Below are 17,017 nucleotides of genomic sequence, written 5' to 3'. Positions count from 1 at the left end.
AGATCAGGCCGGCGCACTTACCTGCTTACGCATTGCTCAAACCTTGCACAAAACCCCTGTGGGAGCGGGCTTGCTCGCGAAGGCGCAGTGTCAGTCACCGAATTTATCGACTGAACCACCGCCTTCGCGGGCAAGCCCCCTCCCACATTTGGTTTTGTGTTGTTTGGAAGATCAGGCCGGCGCACTTGCCTGCTTACGCGTTGTTCAAACCTTGCACAAAACTCCTGTGGGAGCGGGCTTGCTCGCGAAGGCGCAGTGTCAGTCACCGAATTTATCGACTGAACCACCGTCTTCGGGGGCAAGCCCCCTCCCACATTTGTTTTTGTGTTGTTTGGAAGATCAGGCCGGCGCACTTACCCGCTACGCGTTGTTCAAACCTTGCACAAAGCACTGTGGGAGCTGGCTTGCCTGCGAGGGCGGTGGGTCAGTCAGCCTATCAGCCTCCGATCCACCGCCCTCGCAGGCACGCCAGCTCCCACATGTATGGTGCGGTGCCTGCTATTTACGCTGCAGCAATCCCGGTAACTGCGCCACCAGCTTTTGATTGTTCAGCGGCGCACGAATAAACCCGCGCTGCGTGCCGTCCGGCCCGATCAGCGCCAGGTTGCCGCTGTGGTCGACGGTGTAGTTGGGCTTGCTGGTATCCGCTGGAATAAACGGGATGCTCACCGCATTCGAGACCTTCTGCACATCGTCCACATTCGCGCCGGTCAGGCCTTCGAATTGCGGGTCGAAGTAGCCCAGGTATTGCTTGAGCTGAGCCGGCGTGTCGCGGTTCGGGTCGACGCTGACCAGAATCACCTGCAACTTATCCACCGCCTCTTTGGGCAGCTCGCTCTTGATCTGGCGCAGTTGGGCGAGGGTGGTGGGGCAGATGTCGGGGCAGAAGGTGTAGCCGAAAAACAGCAGGCTCCATTTGCCTTTCAACTCGTTGACCACCACCGGCTGGCCGTTCTGGTCTGTCATGGTCACTGGCGGCAGCTGGCGGCTTTGCGGCAGCAGGATGATGCCCGCGTCGATCAGCGCAGTAGGGTCGCCCTGGCCTTTGCCGCTGAGCACTTTGTTGACGGTCAGGCCCATGATCAACGCGACGATGGCCACAAGGATAAAGACGGTTTTTTGAGTTCGAGTCATAGGTTCAACAGTAAGTAGTGGTCTACGAGCAGGGCGATAAACAGCACAAACAGGTACCAGATAGAGTACTTGAAGGTGTTGATCGCCGCGTGCGGCTGGCTGCCACGGTACAGCACCCAGGCCCATTGCAGAAAGCGTGCGCCCAACACCAGCGCACACGCCAGGTACAGCAGGCCACTCATGTGAATCACATACGGCATCAGGCTCACCGCCAGCAGGGCGAAGGTGTAGAGCAGGATGTGCACCTTCGTGTAGTGCTCGCCGTGGGTGACCGGCAGCATCGGGATGTCGGCCTTGGCGTATTCCTCCTTGCGGTGAATGGCCAGGGCCCAGAAGTGCGGCGGGGTCCAGGCGAAGATGATCAACACCAGCAGTAGCGGCTCGGCGCTGACATGCCCGGTCACCGCAACCCAGCCCAACAGCGGCGGCGCCGCGCCGGCGAGGCCGCCGATGACGATGTTTTGTGGCGTTGCGCGCTTGAGGAAGCCGGTGTAGATCACCGCGTAGCCGAGCAGCGAAGCCAGCGTCAACCAGGCCGCCAATGGATTGGTGAACGCCAGCAGCAAGGCCAAGCCTGCAACAGCCAGAAACAAAGCAAAGGCCAATGCCGCCACTGGCGACACCCGCCCTTCGGCCATCGGCCGTTTGTGCGTGCGCGCCATCACCGCATCGATGCGCCGATCCACCACATGGTTGACTGCTGCCGCACCACCGGCACACAGCGCAATGCCCAGGTTGCCAAAAATCAGCACCGCCCATGGCACCCCGGCGCGGGTGGCGAGGAACATGCCCACCAAGGAGGTGATGAGCATCAGCACCACCACCTTTGGCTTGGTCAGCTCCAGGTAATCTCGCCAGATCGCCTGATCGCGGCGCGCGTCGATCAAGGTCGCCATGGCGTCTCTCCTTTAAGGGTGATGAGGCCCGAAACGTATTTGCGCGGAATGAAGCGCCAGCCGAACGGCAGCTGATGGCGCACCCGGACCAGGCTGGTGCGCGCGTGGTAATTGACCAGCACCAACGTCAGCAGCAACGCTGCGCCGCCTGCGTTATGGCCGACCGCCACCGGCAGCGGCAGGCCGAACGCCACATTGCTCACGCCCAGGCTGATTTGCACCGCCAGGGCGATCAGCAACAAGCCCGCCAGTCGCGTCATACCCACTGCGCGCAATTGCCAGGCCAGCCCCAACAGCACCAGTGTCACCAGCATCGCGCCAAGGCGATGGGTCAGGTGGATAGCGGTACGCGCTTCGCTGTCGAGCTGGCCACCGAGGTAATTGGGGCCGATGTGCTGAGTGAGATGAAAGCCGTTGGCAAAGTCCGCCGCCGGCCACCACTGGCCATGGCACGTGGGCAGGTCGATACAGGCCACCGCCGCATAGTTGGAACTCACCCAGCCGCCCAGCGCAATCTGGCCGATCACCAGCACCAACCCGGCGGTCGCCCAATATTGCAGGCGCTTGGGCACGATCAACGCGGGCAGCACGCCGGACAGTCGCAGGGTCAGCAGAAACAATAAGCTCAAGGTGGCAAAACCGCCGAGCAGATGGCCGGTTACAACTTGCGGCCACAGCTTCAATGTCACCGTCCACATGCCAAACGCGGCCTGGGCGAACACCACCGCCAGCACAAACAGCGGCAGTTTCACCGGCTGGCCTGGATCACGCCGATGGCTCCACGAGCGCGCCGCCAACAGCACGATGAGCAACCCCAAGGTGCCGGCAAAGTAGCGATGGGTCATCTCGGCCCACCCCTTGTCGGCCTGCACCGGCGTATCAGGGAAGTGCAGCTCGGCGTGCGCCAGTTGGGCTTCGCTCTGCGGCACGCTGATAAAACCGTAACAGCCGGGCCAGTCCGGGCAACCGAGGCCGGCATGGGTCAGGCGCGTATAGGCGCCGAGCAGCACGACGATCAGCGCGAGCAAGGTGGCAAACAACGCGAGGCGAAATCCAGGTTTGGCCATGACGATGCCCTTATCCGATGTTCGACAGTTTCAGCAGCAAGCGCAGGTCGTTGAGCAGGTCCTTGCCCTTGACCTTGGCGTCGTAGCGCAGGACCAGATTGCCGTGCGGGTCGACGATCCACAGTTGCGCATCGCCGGGTGCGGCGGCGTCCTTGGTGAAGGTCGACAGGTCCAGCGGATAGCGTTGCAGTTGCGGGTATTCGGCTTTGAGCTTGGCCTCGTAGGCGCTGCTCACTGGCTGCGCGCTGGCCAAGGCATGGCTGGCGCGCGAGGCATCACGGCCCAGGCTGATTTGCAGTTGGCGCGCCAGGTACACCAACTGCTGGCACTCAACGGCGCAGGCGGTGGGCGCGGTGACCAGCAGTTGCCAGCGATCTTCATCGGCCTGCACGCCAATGTCGGCGCGGGTCTGGCCGTTGCCGATCAGCTCGCCGTGGTAGCTGCGGCTGTCCGGCACCCAGAACTGCAGCTTGTACATGAACGTGGCCAACGCCATCGGGCCGATCACCATCATCAGGATCAGGATCAGCTGCCAGCGGCCTTTGCGCCGGTCGGGCGCCTCAGACGTGCTGGGTGGATTCATGGCCGTTCCCATGGGGTTTCTCCTTGTTGTTGTGCCATCCGAGGTAGAGGTAAAGCGCCAGCAGCGCCAACGCCATGGCGAACCACTGCACGGCGTACCCCAAATGTTTTTCCGGGCCCATGGCGACCACCGGCCACGTGGTGTCGTACGTGCCCGGGCCGGGTTCGGCGCGCAGTTCGTAGGCAAAACCGTCACGGCCCAACTCACTCCACAGTGCGTCAGGGTGCAGCGCGGTGAGCAAGCGCGGCCATTGCGTGGTGGCTGGGTCGGCGTGCAGTTGGAAGGTTTCGCCGGGGGCGACGTAGACCCAGGCGTCGAGATTCAACGGTTGATCGGGTGTGGTGAAGACCGGTGGCGTGCGCCGGTCCGGCCACGGCAGCCAGCCGCGATTGAGCAACAGCCACTGGCCGCTGGCCTGATCATGAAAGGGTTGCAGCAACTCGACGCCGGCCTTGCCGTCGCGCATGCGGTTGTCGAGCAACACGTTGTGATCGGCGTCGAACTGGCCGCGCAGGCGCACGCGGCGAAATGCGGGGTCGGGCATCTCATTGAGCTGAACACTGCTGATGGGATCGGCCACACGCCGCTCGGCGTAACTGTCCACCAGCAACTGTTTTTCATGGCCGCGCGCCAGTTGCCAGAACCCCAGGCCCACCATCAACGGCAGCAGCACCAGCACCACCAGCGTGGGTGCGAGCCCTGGGCGAAAGTCTTTTATGGCGCTGGCTATACTTGTTTTCATTGCCCGCCCATCCGAAGGGAACCTGACCATGCTCAAAGCAGCCATTGCCCTGATGCTGATCGCGACTGTCGTGAGCCTGTTCAGTGGTTTGTTCTTTCTGGTCAAGGACGAGGGCAACTCCAACCGCCTCGTCACTGCCTTGACCGTGCGTGTCGTACTGGCCGCGATCACCGTGGGCTTGATCGCCTGGGGCTTTTTCAGCGGCCAGCTGGTGTCTCATGCGCCGTGGTAAGGCGCCTCACAGCACATACACGAAGAAGAACAGGCCGATCCACACCACATCCACAAAGTGCCAATACCAGCTGGCTGCCTCGAAACCAAACTGGTGCTCGGCATTGAAATGCCCGCGCAGGATGCGCATCAGCATCACGAACAGAATGATGGTGCCGATGGTTACGTGAGCGCCGTGAAAGCCTGTGAGCATGAAGAAGGTCGCGCCGTACACGCCCGAGCCGAGGGTCAGGCCCAGTTCTTTGTAGGCGTGCATGTACTCCTCGGCCTGGAAGGCCAGGAACGCCCAGCCCAGCAGCACGGTCAGCGCCAGCCAGATTTTCAGTGCGCCGCGGTGGCCCTTGCGCAAGGCATGGTGGGCGAGGGTGATGGTCACGCTGGAGCTGACCAGCAAGATCGTATTGATCAGCGGCAAGCCCCAGGGGCTGATGGTGCCCTCCGGTGGCGGGTACATTTTTGGGTCAGGGTTGTTGAGCAGCGGCCAGGTGAACTGAAAATTCGGCCACAGCATGTGCGCGATGCCCTTGTGCCCTTCACCGCCCAGCCATGGCCCCGACATGTGCCGCACATAAAACAGGGCGCCAAAGAACGCGACGAAGAACATCACCTCGGAAAAGATGAACCAGGTCATGCCCCAGCGAAACGAGCGGTCCATCTGCGGGCTGTACAAACCGGCGCGGCTTTCCTTGATCACCGCGCCAAACCAGCCGAACAGCATGTAGGCCAGCAATAGCCCACCGACGAAAAAGATCCACGGCCCGTGGGATTCCGGGCGCGCCGCCTTCAGATCGTTAAACCACACAGCCAAACCGTACACGGTGGTGAGCATGCCCAGGGTGGCAATTATTGGCCATTTGCTTTGCGCTGGTACGTAGTACGTATCATGAGACGACATGTATTCGCTCTCCTGATTGAGGGGGCAAACAGTAGCTAGCCGCCGGTATGGACGGCCACCGGCGGTTGGCGCGCAGTGATGTCAAACAGCGTGTACGCGAGGGTCAAATGCTTCACATCCTTGGGCATGTCGCGGTCGACGATAAAACGCACCGGCATTTCAATGCGCTGGCCGGGCTGCAGCACTTGCTGGGTGAAGCAAAAGCACTCGGTCTTGTGGAAGTACATCGCCGCTTCGGCCGGGGAAATGCTCGGCACTGCCTGGGCTTTCATGACCTTGTCGGTGGGGTTGTAGGCGACGAACAGCATCTCGGTGACCGCACCGGGGTTGACCACCACTTCGTCAGCCTTGGAGTGAAACTCCCAGACCATGTCGATGGCATTGGTCGACAGGAACTGCACTCGCACCTGGCGCGTGGGGTCGACGACTTGCTCACCTTCGTACTGCCCGGCGGTCTTGCCGTTGATGCCGAACGCCTTGCACATCACGTCGTAAATCGGCACCAGGGCGAAGCCGAAGACGAACATCGCCACCACCAGAATCAGCAGGCGGGTGACCAGGCGCTTGATGGGGATGGACTCAAGCATGGCGATCACCCCGCTTTTGACTTTCTGTGGGAGCTGGCTTGCCTGCGATGGGGGTCTGGCAGTTGATAGATTCGGTGACTGACACACCGCTATCGCAGGCAAGCCAGCTCCCACAGGAGAGCGAGGTAGCCTGGGCCAGGGTATTCACTTGACCTCCGGCGGCGTGGTGAACGTGTGATACGGCGCGGGCGAGGGGATGCTCCATTCCAAACCTTCGGCACCATCCCACGGCTTGGCCGGCGCCGGCGGGCCGCCGCGGATGCACTTGATGACGATAAACAGGAAGAAGATCTGCGTGGCGCCAAACATGAAGGCGCCAATCGAGGAGACCATGTTGAAGTCGGCGAACTGCAGGTTGTAGTCCGGCACCCGGCGCGGCATGCCGGCCAGTCCCACGAAGTGCATCGGGAAAAACGCCATGTTCATGCCGATGAAGGACAGCCAGAAGTGCAGCTTGCCCAGGGTTTCGTCGTACATGTGCCCAGTCCATTTGGGCAGCCAGTAGTACGCCGAGGCGAAGATGCCGAAGATCGCGCCAGGTACCAGTACGTAATGGAAATGCGCCACCACAAAGTAGGTGTCGTGGTACTGGAAGTCCGCTGGGGCAATCGCCAGCATCAGGCCGGAGAAGCCGCCAATGGTGAACAGGATCACGAAGGCCACGGCAAACAGCATCGGCGTCTCGAAGGTCAGCGAGCCTTGCCACATGGTGCTGACCCAGTTGAACACCTTCACGCCCGTCGGCACGGCGATCAGCAGCGTGGCGTACATGAAGAACAGCTCGCCCACCAGCGGAATGCCCACCACGAACATGTGGTGCGCCCACACAATGAACGACAGGAACGCGATGCTCGCCGTGGCGTAGACCATAGAGGTGTAGCCGAACAGCGGCTTGCGCGAGAAGGTCGGGATGATCGAGCTGACGGCGCCGAAGGCCGGCAGGATCATGATGTACACCTCGGGGTGGCCGAAGAACCAGAACACGTGCTGGAACAGCACCGGGTCACCGCCACCGGCGGCACTGAAGAAGCTGGTGCCGAAGTGGATGTCCATCAGCATCATGGTCACGCAGCCGGCCAGCACCGGCATCACCGCGATCAACAGGAACGCGGTGATCAGCCAGGTCCAGACAAACAGCGGCATCTTCATCAGGGTCATGCCAGGGGCGCGCAGGTTGAGAATGGTCGCGACCACGTTGATCGCGCCCATGATCGAACTGATGCCCATCAGGTGGATGGCAAAAATAAAGAACGTCACACTTTCCGGCGCGTAGGTGGTGGACAGCGGGGCGTAGAAGGTCCAGCCGAAATTCGGCCCGCCGCCGGGTGTGAACAACGTGGAAACCAGCAACAGGAACGCCGCTGGCAGCAGCCAGAAACTGAAGTTGTTCATGCGCGGCAGGGCCATGTCCGGCGCGCCGATCATCAGCGGGATCATCCAGTTGGCCAGGCCGACAAAGGCCGGCATCACCGCGCCGAACACCATGATCAGGCCGTGCATGGTGGTCATCTGGTTGAAGAACGCCGGCTGCACGATCTGCAGGCCGGGCTGGAACAGCTCGGCGCGGATCACCATGGCGAACGAGCCGCCGAGCAGGAACATGGTGAAGGCGAACCACAGGTACATCGTGCCGATGTCTTTGTGGTTGGTGGTCAGCACCCAGCGCATCAGGCCTTTGGCGGGGCCATGGGCATGGTCGGCGTGACCATGGTCATCGATCACAGTGCTCATGGCCGTTCTCCTGCAAAGGAATGGGCTGTGCGGTTCAGGGCATACGCAGTTGAGGCCGTCATTTGCTTTCCGCCTGTTTCAAAGCCAGCACGTCTTTGGGCGTGACCATGTCGCCTTTGTTGTTGCCCCAGGCGTTGCGTTCGTAGGTCACCACGGCGGCGATGTCCACCTCCGACAGCTGTTTGCCGAAGGCGGCCATGGCGGTGCCAGGCTTGCCGAAATACACGCGGTGCAGGTGATCTTCCTTAGGCCCGGTGGCGATCGGCGAGCCTTTGAGCGCCGGGAACATCGGCGGCAGGCCTTGGCCCTCAGCCTGGTGACAGGCCACGCAGGTGGTGTGGTAAACCTTGTCGCCACGCGCCACCAGCTCTTCAAGCGTCCACTCTTTGGAGGTCAGCTCCTTGAGCTTGGCCGCTTCTGCCTTGCGCTCGCCGAGCCAAGTGTCGTAGTCGGCCTGGGATTTGACCTCGACCACAATCGGCATGAAGCCGTGGTCCTTGCCGCACAATTCAGCGCACTGGCCACGGTAGATGCCGGGCTTCTCGATGCGCGTCCAGGCCTCGTTGACGAAGCCGGGAATAGCGTCGCGCTTGACCGCAAAGGCCGGCACCCACCACGAATGGATCACGTCGGCGGCAGTCACCAGAAAGCGCACTTTGGCGCCTACCGGCAGCACCAAAGGCTGGTCGACTTCGAGCAGATAGTGCTCGCCCTTGGTGGCCTGGTTATGGATCTGCTCGGCAGGGGTGGCCAGGTTGCTGAAGAATTCCACGTCCTGGCCCAGGTATTTGTAATGCCACTTCCACTGGTAACCGGTGACCTGGATATCGATATCCGACTCGGTGCTGTCGTAGATGTTGATCAGGGTCTTGGTCGCCGGAATGGCCATCGCTACCAGGATCAGCAACGGCACTACGGTCCAGAGGATTTCCACGGTCGTGCTCTCGTGAAATTTGGCAGCCACCTGGCCCGTGGACCGGCGGTGCAGGATCATCGACCAGAACATCGCGCCAAACACGACAATGCCGATCACCACACAAATCCAGAAGATGGTCATGTGCAGGTCAAACACGGCGTGACTGACTTCAGTAGCCCCTGGCGCCATATTCGTTGTCCAGGCGGCGTGCGCCTGGCCGAATACCGACCACAACAGTAGGCCCATCCAAACGTGTGGATGTCGCGTCATTGCGGGTTCCCCTTTATGTTTCTTGTTATCCCGCCGGTTTGCACCTGCGGCGAAGGGAGCGGCTTCCATACTGCTTACAACCGCCAAGCCTTGCCTGCTTCATGCAGTTGGGCGTCATCAGCTAATTGCGTACAAAATCGAGTATAGACAGCCGGGGCAACCCCGCAATGTGTAGGGGCAAATGAGCACAAACAGACGGGCGGGCCCAATAAATACGGGGGCGCAAACGTTTATCCGACGAACGATGGCGATTCGATATAACGCATGCGCATAACCATGAAATAATTATGACAAACGCGTCTTAGGCCCTCGTATAAACGAGCTACCTTGTTCTTTCCCTTTTCCTACGCCTGTTTCAATGGAGCTTTCATGAACACCGCCGCATTGCGCGAGCAGATTTCCCGTGCCCATCAACACGAAGCCAGCACTGGCCAGCTTTCCCAGCAACTGGAAAAACAATTGCCGCACCTGCATTCGGCCATCTCCCTGGCTGACGGTGATCGCAACATTGTCATGACCCGTTTTGTTACCGCCTACATCGAGCTTGTCCCTGACTTGCTGGAAGCCGCCAATGACGTGGCGCGCGAAGCTGGCATCGAAAGCCAGATCAAACCGGTACTGAAAATCGCCGAGCATTTCTTCCTGCAACCGCCCGCGATTCTTGCCGGCCACGAAGGCCTCGACGGCCTGCTGGACGAGGCCTACCTGGCCCATCGCCTGGTAGAAGAAGTCAACGATCTGTACATCACGCACTTCGGTCAGCCGTTGATTCCGGCGGACACCACCGTGGCCAACTTGATCGCTCATCAGTTGATCGGCGAAGCATTTGCCAACCAGTTGGACGAAGCCGTGCATTTGGCGGTGGATGAAATGCTCAACGAAGACAGCTTTGCGCTGGAGTCGGTCGAAGCTTACCGCGAGACGCTCAAGAGCCCGAACACGGAAGCGGCGTGGAAGCGCTGGCCGTGCCTGTCGCGGCAGCTGGGGGTTGAGTTGGCGTTGGATCAGCCGGCTTAACTCTTCAATATGATGCAAAACCCATGTGGGAGCGGGCTTGCTCGCGAAAGCGGTGTATCAGTCGACATTGCTTTGACTGATACACCGCTTTCGCGAGCAAGCCCGCTCCCACATTTTTGATTGGGTTCCGTCAGCTAGTGGACGGCGCCGAACCTATCCCCACCGTCGTGCGCACCCGGCCTTCCAGCCGGCGCTTCAACCCACGCGCCTCGATCACCAGTTGCGAGCCCTTGGCCGCATTGGCCCGGCCCCATTCCTCCAGCAACTCCAGGCAGGAATGGTCGATGTAACTCAAGTTGCTCAGCGGCACATGCAACGTGGTCCCTGCGGGCACCGTCGACAGCACTTGGGTCAGTGCCGGCACTTTCAGGAAGGTCGCCGCACCGGTCAGGCGCAACTCCATCTCACCGTCCTGGGGCAGGTCGATCAGGCTGATTTTCAGTCGCGACGCCTTGAAGGCCAACTTGACCAACGTCAGCCCGAAGCCCACCAGCACACCGGTCAGCAAGTCGGTAAAGATGATCGCCAGCGCCGTCGCGGCATAGGTGAACATCGGCATCCGCCCGTATCGGCCCAATGCGCGAAATGCTTTCACGTCCACCAGCTTGATCCCGGTGTACACCAGCACGCCCGCCAGGCTCGCCACCGGGATGCTTTGCAGCACGCTCGACAGCAGCAGCACGAACCCCAGCAGCCATACACCGTGGAACATCGCCGACAAGCGCGTGGTCGCACCGGCCTGCACATTGGCCGAGCTGCGCACGATTACGCCGGTCATCGGCAGCGCGCCGACCAGGCCACAAAGCATGTTGCCTACACCTTGAGCGGACAATTCCTTGTCGAAATCCGAGCGCTGGCCGCTGTGCATGCGGTCAACCGCAGCAGCCGACAGCAGGGTTTCGGCGCTGGCGATAAAGGCCACGGCGAACGCGGCGATCAACAGTTGCGGATCGGCCAGGTTCAGCAAGTCGCTGGGGCGTAGCCAGTCGATGGCATCGGCAAGGTTTTCCGGGACTTCCACACGCTTGACCTGCAACGCCAGCACCAGGCTGGTGACCGTCGCCAAGCCCACGCCCAACAAGGCGCCTGGCACAAACCGCAGTTTTTGCGGGCGCAATTTATCCCACAGGTACATCACCAGCATCGTCGACAGCCCCAGCAAACCCGCTTGCCAGCCAAGGCCTGCGCCCAGGGTTGGTATCGCCTCAACCACCGCGGCCGGGAAGCCCGCCAGGTTATCCAGCCCGGAAGGCTTGGGCGCGCCGTCGAGCATCACATGGACCTGCGAGAGCACAATCAGCACGCCGATCCCCGCCAGCATGCCGTACACCACCGCCGGCGCCGTGACGCGAAACCAGCAGCCCAGACGCAATCGCCCGGCCACCAATTGCAGGAACCCCGCCAGCAACAGGATGGGGCCGAGCATCATCATGCCGTGCTGGCGCACCAGTTCGAACACCAACACTGCCAAACCTGCGGCGGGCCCGCTGACCTGCAGCGGCGATCCAGCCAGCCAACCCACCACCAGGCCACCGATGATCCCGGTGATCAGCCCTTTGGCCGGCGGCATGCCAGACGCAATCGCGATGCCCATGCACAAGGGCAGGGCGACCAGAAACACAACCACGGACGCGAGCAGCTCCCGAGGCAATACAGCTTTCAATTGAGCAGCACGCATATTGACTCTCCCAAGGCATTCGCCGGGCGCGGCAATGCCTGGCTGCATCCATGGCAGCCACCGCATTACCCGGCAGGGAAGTGTTTTAGAAGCGCGCTTTAGGCGTCGCGCAAGGGATTGGTCCGTCGCCGCTCAGCGGTCGAAATGCCGCTTGATCTGCATCGTAGGCTCGGATTTCGCTGGTCTCGATGTTGTAGATCCAGCCATGGATAAACAAATGACCATTGGCCATGCGTGAGGCCACGGAAGGGTGGGTGCGCAAATGCTGCAACTGGGCGATGACGTTTTCTTCGGTCAGCACCTTCATGCTTTCGCCTTCATTGGCGCAGTCGCAGTTGTCCTCAACCATCGACTTGGCGACCTCGGCATGACGCAGCCAAGCCCGGACTGTCGGCATTTTTTCCAGGCTCTGGGGGTTGAGTACCGCGCGCATGGCGCCGCAGTCGGAATGCCCGCACACGATAATGTGCTGCACGCCCAGAGCGAGAACCGCGTACTCGATGGCCGTGGAAACGCCGCCGTTCATCTGTCCGTAGGGTGGCACCACGTTGCCGACGTTACGCGTGACGAACAGGTCGCCAGGGGAGCTTTGGGTGATCAGCTCGGGCACGATCCGCGAATCGGCACAGGTGATAAACATCGCCCGTGGGCTCTGGGCCGTGGCGAGTTTTTTGAAGAGTTCTTCCTGCTGGGGGAAGACGTCGTGATGGAAATGCAAAAAGCCGTCAACGATGTGCTTTAGCGCTGCATCGGCGGACTCGGCCACCTGAGGGGCTGAAGCCGACGCAGCCAACGGCTGTTTATCCTTGTCACTCATGATTCATCCTCTTGATTAATGCAGGGAGAGTGTTCAGGTCATTTCGACGCTGGGCCAGTGGATTAGTTGTAAAACGCTGAAGACCAAGGTTCCGACCCACCAGTCACTCGCAGAACAAGGTAACCGCCGAAACTTAACTCAAACTGAATGAACCGCTCTAGATCGCGGGTTTCATTGATGTCAAAACGCGACTACTCCTACAGGCATGTCGCGCCCCTCTTGGTCAGTTTACAACAATGCCATCTGCCTGCCCGGTGGGCAGAACGCCGTGCAATCCAGATTAAACCCTTCCCGACGATTAAGCCCCAGGCGCTTGATCGCCTTGCTGAAGCGCTGCGCCAGCAGATCGGCGAACGGCTCCTCGCCCCGCATGCGCACACCGAAGCGGCTGTCGTACACCTCACCACCGCGCACCTGGCGCACCAGGCTCATCACATGGGCCGCGCGCTGCGGGTAATGCGCCGCCAGCCACTCCTCGAACAACGGCGCCACCTCCAGCGGCAGGCGCAGCATCATGTAGGCCGCACTTTGCGCACCCGCCGCGTGGGCTTCGGTCAGCAGGCTTTCCAGCTCGCTGTCGTTGATCATTGGAATCATCGGTGAACACAACACGCCCACCGGGATGCCGGCCTCGCGCATCACCCGAATCGCCCGCAACCGCGCCTTGGGCGCCGCCGTGCGCGGTTCCAGAATGCGCTTGAGCTCATCGTCCAGGCTCGTGAGGCTGATCATCACCGCCACCAGCCGCTGCCGGGCCAGCTCGGTCAGCAGGTCGAGGTCACGCAAAATCAGCGAGCCCTTGGTGATGATGGTCACCGGGTGGCGGTAGCGCAGCAGCACTTCGAGGGTCTGCCGGGTGATCCTGTACTCGCGCTCGATGGGCTGGTAGGGGTCGGTATTGGAGCCCAGATTGATCGGCGCACACACATAACCTGGCTTCGACAGCTGTTGCTCCAGCACCTGGGCGGCATTGGTCTTGGCGATCAGCTTGGTTTCGAAATCCAGCCCCGGCGACATGTCCCAATAGGCGTGACTGGGCCGCGCGTAGCAGTAGATGCAACCGTGCTCGCAGCCGCGATAGGGGTTGATCGAGCGATCGAACGGCAGGTCCGGCGAGTTATTGCGGGTGATGATGCTTTTGGCCGTTTCGATACGCACTTGGGTGCCCTGGGTCGGCGGCACCTCCTGAAACCAGCCGTCGTCCTCGGCCACACTGACCGTAGGCGCAAAGCGATTGTGCAGGTTGGTGGCCGTGCCCCGGCCACGGGGCGGTAAAGGTGTAGACATGAAAACGCCCCAATACTGTTTTTATATACAGTAATGGGGCGTGATGGTTATGACCAGTGCCGTCTGGCGGTCAGTGCTTTTGCGTCACTTGCCCCAAGTCATCGCCCGAGGTGGTGCGCATATCGCTCTTGCGCAGGTCCGCCACGTCGCTGGCTCTTACTGGCGCGCCTTTGTTGCCCCAGCTGCCGCGGACGAAACTGACCACATCCGCCACTTCCTGGTCCGACAACCGCCAGGCAAACGCCGGCATGGTGAACGTCGACGGTGCCGTGTGCGTAGCCGGCAAGGTACCGCCATTCAACACAATGTTGATCAGCGACGTGGCATCTGCCGTCTGCAACACCGGGTTACCCGCCAGCGCCGGGAACACCCGCGTATAGCCATGGCCGTCGGTACGGTGGCACGCCGCGCAGTTGTCGATGTACACCGACGCGCCCGGCTTGCTGTCGTCACCTTTCCACAACGCCTCGGCGACCTGTTTGTCGTACTGATGCGGCTGATCCTTGGGATCCACCGCCGGCAGGCTCTTGAGGTAGCGGGCAATAGCAGTCAGATCGTCCTGCGACATGTACTGCATGCTGTGCACCACCACATCGCTCATGCCGCCAAACACGGCGCTGCGATCACTGCGGCCGGTCTTGAGAAATTGCACCAGTTCGTCCTCGCTCCAGCTGCCGAGGCCGTCCTTGTGATCGCCACGCAGGCTTTTCGCGATCCAGCCTTCCAACGGCGCGCTGCCGGACAGGAAGGCGTTGCCGTCAGTGGCGCTGAGGGCTTTTTCCTGCATGGTCAGGGCGCGCGGCGTATGGCAGGCGCCACAGTGTCCCAAGCCTTCAACCAGGTACGCGCCACGACTGACCACCGGGTCGGCGGCCGGTTGTGCCGGATGCTCCTCAACGGCCGGCGCAAACATCCAGCGCCAGGCCGCCAACGGCCAGCGCATGCTCAAGGGCCAAGGAATATCGCTGTCTTTGTTCTCTTGGGCGACCGGCTCTACACCCTTCATGAAGTAGGCATACAACGCCTGCATGTCGCTGTCGCTGACACGCGCGTAAGACGGGTAGGGCATCGCCGGGTAAAGCGTACTACCGTTCTTGGCGACGCCATGGCGCACGGCCTTGTCGAAATCTTCGAAGCTGTAGTCGCCCAGGCCGGTCTTGTCCGGGGTGATGTTGGTGGAGTAGATCACGCCGATCGGGGTTTCCATCGGCAGCCCGCCGGCAAAGGGTTTGCCACCCTTGGCGGTGTGGCAGGCCACGCAGTCACCGGCGCGGGCCAGGTATTCGCCCTGCTTGACCAGGTCGGTCTCAGCGGCGCTTACCGAACAGCTGCTCAAGAGTGCCAGGGAGGCGATAACAAGTGCTTTCATGGTCATCGCTCCTTATGCCTGAACCAGTGGGCCGGGGTTTTTCAGGTACTGCTCGCGGATCGCTCGCGCCGACCAATAGGTCAGTGCCGCCACCAGGCCGGTAGGGTTATAGCCCAAGCCCTGTGGGAAAGCTGACGCGCCTGGGACAAACACGTTGTGTACGTCCCAGCTCTGCAGGTAGCGGTTCAACGCACTGGTTTTCGGGTCGGTGCCCATGATCGCGCCGCCGTTGAGGTGGGTGGTCTGGTAGGCCGCAGTGTTGAAGTGCTCACCGACCTTTTTGCCGAGCACAGCAATGGCCTTGGGGTTCATCGCTTCGGCGACCTTGCCCATTTTCTCCATCATGAAGCGGTTCATCTTGATGTCGTTTTCCTGCCAGTCGAATGTCATCCGCAGCAGTGGCAGGCCGTAGGCATCGCGGTACACCGGGTCCAGATCCAGGTAGTTGCCCCGGTAGGATTGGTGCGCACCGTGGGCGTCCATCGATACCTGGTGGGTGTAGTAATCGGCGGTCGCGCGCTTCCAGGCACTGCCCCACGCTGGCGTGCCTGGCGGGTTGGACGTACCGGCAATCGGCCGGCTGCCGGCCTGGTTGACCCACATCGGCGAACCGCCGACAAAGCCGTGCGGCCCATGGTCGAAGTTATCCGCGTTGAAATCATCAATGGCCACGCCATTGCCGCCCGCACCGATGAAGTTGTTGGTGTGGGTGTCCTTGTCGAAGAAGGCTTTGATGGTGCCCATGTTCTGGTAGGCGAAGTTGCGGCCCACCACGCCCTCATTGGTAATCGGGTCGTAAGGTTTGCCGATACCCGAGAGCAACATGAGGCGCACATTGTTGAACTGGAAAGAGCCGATGATCACCAGGTCAGCCGGCTGTTCGCATTCGCGACCCTGGGCGTCGATATAGGTCACGCCGGTGGCCTTGCTCTTGGTGCTGTCCAGGTTGACCTTAAGCACGTGGGAATTGGCCCGCAGCTCAAAGTTCGGTACCTGACGCAGCGCCGGCAGGATGTTCACATTCGGCGAGGCCTTGGAGTACATGTAGCACACGTAGCCGCTGCAGAAACCGCAGAAGTTGCACGGGCCCATCTGTGCGCCGTAGGGGTTGGTGTACGGCCCCGACGTATTGGCCGACGGCAGGTTGTAGGGTTTGTAACCAACCTCGGCGGCCGCTTTCTGAAACAGCTGTGCGGAGACGGTGTTTTTCTGCGACTCCAACGGGAACGGGTTGGAACGATCCGGCGCGTACGGGTTGCCACCACGGCCTTCGCCCACCACCTGACCTTTTACGGTCCAGGCCTGGCCGGAGGTGCCGAAGACTTTTTCCGCGTAGTCGAAAAACGGTTCCAGCTCTTCGTAGCTGACGCCGAAGTCCTGGATGGTCATGTCCTTGGGAATGAAGTTTTTGCCGTAGCGCTCTTCGTAGTGGCTGCGCATGCGCAACTCGATAGGGTCCACACGAAAGTGCACGCCCGACCAGTGCAGGCCCGCGCCGCCCACGCCATTGCCCGGCAGAAACGCACCCAGCTGGCGGTTGGGCAGGGCGACGTCATTCACGCTATGGCGAATGGTCACCGTTTCTTTGGAGATGTCCTGAAAGAGTTTTTTACGCACGCTGTAGGTCAATTCGTCGATGACCTGCGGATAGTTGCCGTCCGGGTAGGTGTCCTGCATCGGGCCGCGCTCCAGCGCTACCACGTTGAGGCCAGCTTCCGTGAGTTCCTTGGCCATGATCGCGCCGGTCCAGCCGAAGCCCACGATCACCGCGTCCACTTTCTTCATGATGGTCGCCAC

At 61.2% G+C, this 17,017-nt stretch carries 16 protein-coding genes; 2 read left to right on the top strand and 14 right to left on the bottom strand.

All coding sequences use genetic code 11. The features are described from left to right. Nucleotides 1–498 precede the first annotated feature (498 nt). Genes ABWL43_RS00330 through ABWL43_RS00310 form a run of 5 tightly spaced genes read right to left on the bottom strand, consistent with a single transcriptional unit; the run spans nt 499 to nt 4,422 of the window. Nucleotides 499–1,134, bottom strand: coding sequence for an SCO family protein (locus tag ABWL43_RS00330; RefSeq protein WP_145158510.1), 636 nt, complete (start codon nt 1,132–1,134; stop codon nt 499–501). Further along, entirely contained in the window at nt 1,131–2,030 is a 900-nt protein-coding gene (cyoE, locus tag ABWL43_RS00325; RefSeq protein WP_106576024.1) for a heme o synthase, read from the bottom strand. Before cyoE ends, ABWL43_RS00330 begins: the two co-directional genes overlap by 4 nt. Beyond that, entirely contained in the window at nt 2,018–3,097 is a 1,080-nt protein-coding gene (locus ABWL43_RS00320; protein WP_404486161.1) for a heme A synthase, read from the bottom strand. Before ABWL43_RS00320 ends, cyoE begins: the two co-directional genes overlap by 13 nt. A 10-nt stretch (nt 3,098–3,107) precedes the next feature. Continuing rightward, nucleotides 3,108–3,692 carry a hypothetical protein gene (locus tag ABWL43_RS00315; protein WP_404486159.1) on the bottom strand — a complete coding sequence of 195 codons (585 nt, stop codon included), beginning with the start codon at nt 3,690–3,692 and terminating at the stop codon, nt 3,108–3,110. Continuing rightward, nucleotides 3,658–4,422, bottom strand: a complete 765-nt coding sequence (locus ABWL43_RS00310) for an SURF1 family protein (RefSeq protein WP_404486157.1) — start codon at nt 4,420–4,422, stop codon at nt 3,658–3,660. Before ABWL43_RS00310 ends, ABWL43_RS00315 begins: the two co-directional genes overlap by 35 nt. 28 nt (nt 4,423–4,450) lie before the next feature. Here ABWL43_RS00310 and ABWL43_RS00305 point away from each other — a divergent pair, with 28 nt between their 5' ends. Then, nucleotides 4,451–4,654 carry a twin transmembrane helix small protein gene (locus ABWL43_RS00305; RefSeq protein WP_016969525.1) on the top strand — a complete coding sequence of 68 codons (204 nt, stop codon included), beginning with the start codon at nt 4,451–4,453 and terminating at the stop codon, nt 4,652–4,654. A 6-nt stretch (nt 4,655–4,660) separates the two neighbouring features. Here the strand turns inward: ABWL43_RS00305 and ABWL43_RS00300 are convergent, their stop codons facing one another. The 4 genes from ABWL43_RS00300 to coxB all read right to left on the bottom strand — a co-directional run bounded on the left by ABWL43_RS00300 (nt 4,661) and on the right by coxB (nt 9,052). Continuing rightward, the gene (locus ABWL43_RS00300; protein ID WP_145158502.1) at nt 4,661–5,548 is read right to left on the bottom strand and encodes a cytochrome c oxidase subunit 3; all 888 of its coding nucleotides are present in this window, start codon (nt 5,546–5,548) and stop codon (nt 4,661–4,663) included. Nucleotides 5,549–5,583: 35 nt separating this feature from the next. Then, the gene (locus ABWL43_RS00295) at nt 5,584–6,135 is read right to left on the bottom strand and encodes a cytochrome c oxidase assembly protein (RefSeq protein ID WP_404486155.1); all 552 of its coding nucleotides are present in this window, start codon (nt 6,133–6,135) and stop codon (nt 5,584–5,586) included. A 144-nt stretch (nt 6,136–6,279) separates the two neighbouring features. Beyond that, nucleotides 6,280–7,866, bottom strand: coding sequence for a cytochrome c oxidase subunit I (gene ctaD, locus ABWL43_RS00290; protein WP_106576019.1), 1,587 nt, complete (start codon nt 7,864–7,866; stop codon nt 6,280–6,282). A 58-nt stretch (nt 7,867–7,924) separates the two neighbouring features. Beyond that, entirely contained in the window at nt 7,925–9,052 is a 1,128-nt protein-coding gene (gene coxB, locus ABWL43_RS00285; protein WP_119741308.1) for a cytochrome c oxidase subunit II, read from the bottom strand. A 369-nt stretch (nt 9,053–9,421) separates the two neighbouring features. Between coxB and ABWL43_RS00280 the strand changes: the two genes are divergently transcribed. Then, nucleotides 9,422–10,069 (top strand): hypothetical protein, encoded by a 648-nt coding sequence (locus tag ABWL43_RS00280; protein WP_404486153.1) that lies wholly within the window; start codon nt 9,422–9,424, stop codon nt 10,067–10,069. Nucleotides 10,070–10,199: 130 nt separating this feature from the next. On the opposite strand, the gene ABWL43_RS00275 is transcribed toward ABWL43_RS00280, so the two are convergent. From ABWL43_RS00275 to ABWL43_RS00255, 5 genes are all read right to left on the bottom strand, one after another. Next, nucleotides 10,200–11,747: a SulP family inorganic anion transporter gene (locus ABWL43_RS00275; RefSeq protein ID WP_262206854.1), complete on the bottom strand. Its 1,548-nt coding sequence runs from the start codon at nt 11,745–11,747 to the stop codon at nt 10,200–10,202. Nucleotides 11,748–11,832: 85 nt separating this feature from the next. Continuing rightward, on the bottom strand, nt 11,833–12,564 hold the full coding sequence (locus ABWL43_RS00270) for a carbonic anhydrase (RefSeq protein ID WP_106576015.1): 732 nt from the start codon (nt 12,562–12,564) through the stop codon (nt 11,833–11,835). A gap of 228 nt (nt 12,565–12,792) precedes the next feature. After that, on the bottom strand, nt 12,793–13,851 hold the full coding sequence (locus ABWL43_RS00265) for a PA0069 family radical SAM protein (protein WP_404486150.1): 1,059 nt from the start codon (nt 13,849–13,851) through the stop codon (nt 12,793–12,795). 70 nt (nt 13,852–13,921) lie between these two features. Beyond that, entirely contained in the window at nt 13,922–15,220 is a 1,299-nt protein-coding gene (locus ABWL43_RS00260) for a c-type cytochrome (RefSeq protein WP_404486148.1), read from the bottom strand. Between the two features lie 12 nt (nt 15,221–15,232). Beyond that, nucleotides 15,233–17,017: a GMC family oxidoreductase gene (locus tag ABWL43_RS00255; RefSeq protein ID WP_145158488.1), complete on the bottom strand. Its 1,785-nt coding sequence runs from the start codon at nt 17,015–17,017 to the stop codon at nt 15,233–15,235.

The sequence above is a fragment of the Pseudomonas sp. HT11 genome (assembly GCF_044875395.1).
Taxonomy (GTDB): Bacteria; Pseudomonadota; Gammaproteobacteria; order Pseudomonadales; family Pseudomonadaceae; genus Aquipseudomonas.
This window is presented reverse-complemented; position numbering and strand designations above follow the sequence as displayed.

Excerpts from the sequence above, each read along its gene's own strand:
- ABWL43_RS00330 (WP_145158510.1), bottom strand. The coding sequence starts at position 1,134 with ATGACTCGAACTCAAAAAACCGTCTTTATCCTTGTGGCCATCGTCGCG.
- cyoE (WP_106576024.1), bottom strand. The coding sequence starts at position 2,030 with ATGGCGACCTTGATCGACGCGCGCCGCGATCAGGCGATCTGGCGAGAT.
- ABWL43_RS00320 (WP_404486161.1), bottom strand. The coding sequence starts at position 3,097 with ATGGCCAAACCTGGATTTCGCCTCGCGTTGTTTGCCACCTTGCTCGCG.
- ABWL43_RS00315 (WP_404486159.1), bottom strand. The coding sequence starts at position 3,692 with ATGGGAACGGCCATGAATCCACCCAGCACGTCTGAGGCGCCCGACCGG.
- ABWL43_RS00310 (WP_404486157.1), bottom strand. The coding sequence starts at position 4,422 with ATGAAAACAAGTATAGCCAGCGCCATAAAAGACTTTCGCCCAGGGCTC.
- ABWL43_RS00305 (WP_016969525.1), top strand. The coding sequence starts at position 4,451 with ATGCTCAAAGCAGCCATTGCCCTGATGCTGATCGCGACTGTCGTGAGC.
- ABWL43_RS00300 (WP_145158502.1), bottom strand. The coding sequence starts at position 5,548 with ATGTCGTCTCATGATACGTACTACGTACCAGCGCAAAGCAAATGGCCA.
- ABWL43_RS00295 (WP_404486155.1), bottom strand. The coding sequence starts at position 6,135 with ATGCTTGAGTCCATCCCCATCAAGCGCCTGGTCACCCGCCTGCTGATT.
- ctaD (WP_106576019.1), bottom strand. The coding sequence starts at position 7,866 with ATGAGCACTGTGATCGATGACCATGGTCACGCCGACCATGCCCATGGC.
- coxB (WP_119741308.1), bottom strand. The coding sequence starts at position 9,052 with ATGACGCGACATCCACACGTTTGGATGGGCCTACTGTTGTGGTCGGTA.
- ABWL43_RS00280 (WP_404486153.1), top strand. The coding sequence starts at position 9,422 with ATGAACACCGCCGCATTGCGCGAGCAGATTTCCCGTGCCCATCAACAC.
- ABWL43_RS00275 (WP_262206854.1), bottom strand. The coding sequence starts at position 11,747 with ATGCGTGCTGCTCAATTGAAAGCTGTATTGCCTCGGGAGCTGCTCGCG.
- ABWL43_RS00270 (WP_106576015.1), bottom strand. The coding sequence starts at position 12,564 with ATGAGTGACAAGGATAAACAGCCGTTGGCTGCGTCGGCTTCAGCCCCT.
- ABWL43_RS00265 (WP_404486150.1), bottom strand. The coding sequence starts at position 13,851 with ATGTCTACACCTTTACCGCCCCGTGGCCGGGGCACGGCCACCAACCTG.
- ABWL43_RS00260 (WP_404486148.1), bottom strand. The coding sequence starts at position 15,220 with ATGAAAGCACTTGTTATCGCCTCCCTGGCACTCTTGAGCAGCTGTTCG.